This window comes from Moorena sp. SIO3I6, assembly GCF_010672095.1.
This window is the reverse complement of record NZ_JAAHHU010001137.1, coordinates 1-1,640: the sequence shown is the minus strand read 5'-3', so window position 1 is coordinate 1,640 and position 1,640 is coordinate 1. Positions and strand designations below refer to the sequence as shown.

Genomic DNA, 1,640 nt, shown 5'->3' with positions numbered 1-1,640 from the left:
TAATCCAGCGCATGCACACCATTATCATCGCTATTTCATCCTTATTAAGACTCCTTCCTTCTTAGCGCTATTCCCTCCTTACTAAGCTCACAAGGGTAGGTTTTTTACATTTGGGAACCAATATAAATGCGCATCAGCTTACTAATTACATTAGTAAAGATTAACGATTAAGGAGGAATGCCTTAACAAAAATTTACAGTTTTATTAATTTGATTGATATTGTGAGTAAAAATTCTCACTTTTCACTATTCCAAGAACCTCATGCAAATTACAAATTTCTCCAAATTGGTACTCCCTTAAACAAATGTCAATATATCTGATTTAGCTGATCATTAAAATCATCGAAAAAATAGTTTATATTTTAAGTTTTTTATCTATAGAATTATCCTTAACAGAAGTCTACCTATCCTGGAGGGGCGACAATTGACAAAATCCTTATTTATTCGTGAAGCTTAGTCTCGCTAAAAATAAGCAATAAGTAAGTTATATCAGGTTCGGATAATTAGTTATAAAAAACCATTACCCTTGAAACCTTACTCCTTTACCTTAAGGGGTGACAAGGAGGCTATAAGCAAGACTGAATCAGGGAAAGAGCGTGCAAACCCCGGTGAAAATAGAAGCGTTTATGAGGCTTAAGTTTCATCAAGGCCATGGCTTCTTCAGACCAAAGTTTCATCGACTCAACCCAAAGAGTTCCATATAATCCAAGCCAAAAATTACTATGGCGTGGGACAGAACGTTTCGACTCGGTGGGGCGACAAATGTACTTATTTACTCCGATATTTTGAAAACATTCTCCTTGCAAAGTAGCTAAACTATAAGCAAGGGTTACGATGAAAATAGTAGCTAATAAACGGCGCTCATTAACACGAGTATTTTCGAGATTGTAGCCGCTAGTTTTACAATCTCTGAACATAGTTTCTATCCCCCAACGAGCTTTATAGAAGGATAAAGCCAATCGAGGATTAGATAGACTAGTGAGAATATACCAAGGGTCTTTGGGGCCTTTTTTTCGATAACTACGTTTCCAATATACGGCTAGATTAAAGTCACCTAACTGATGCTCTTTTGTACAGTGTATTTCTGAAAAAAATGCCGACTGTCCTGGTCGTACATCTAGTTTTTTGAGTGCTTGATAAGTTTCACCATCATCACTGATACATGTGCCCTTTTTTTGACGTAAAGCAAAGTCTATACCCCAGTTACTCAGCCACTTAGCCAGCCTGACACTCTGAAATTCCCTATCTCCTAAAAAGACAATTGGATAGGGGCGTAGTAAACGTAATACTGGCGCAATTACTTTTTTCTGTATACTGAAATTACTACTACCTTTTTTCCCGAGCAGTTGCCAATATACTGGTATAGCATGACGACCCCACACCAGACTTAACACTATTAAATTTCTCTCTTTCCATTGTGTACGATCTATCACTAATAATAGATAACCTTGATGAATTAACTTTAATTTTATGTTCTGATTTCTTTGACTAATCTTACCACTTCTTTCTCTAAACTCTTTTTTGACTAATTGCTTGATTATGGGAAACCATAGCATTTTTGCACTCAACTGAGGTAAGTCCAAAAACCTCTGTAGATTCCCACTCTACTTTCGTACTTGATGGGCTGGGGAAATATTTCCG

The 1,640-nt window shown here is 36.6% G+C and carries 1 pseudogene; it reads right to left on the bottom strand.

The features are described 5' to 3' along the window. Positions 1-565 precede the first annotated feature (565 nt). A pseudogene (locus F6K49_RS46960) lies at positions 566-1,585 on the bottom strand (IS4 family transposase); the annotation flags it as partial. Positions 1,586-1,640: the final 55 nt, after the last annotated feature.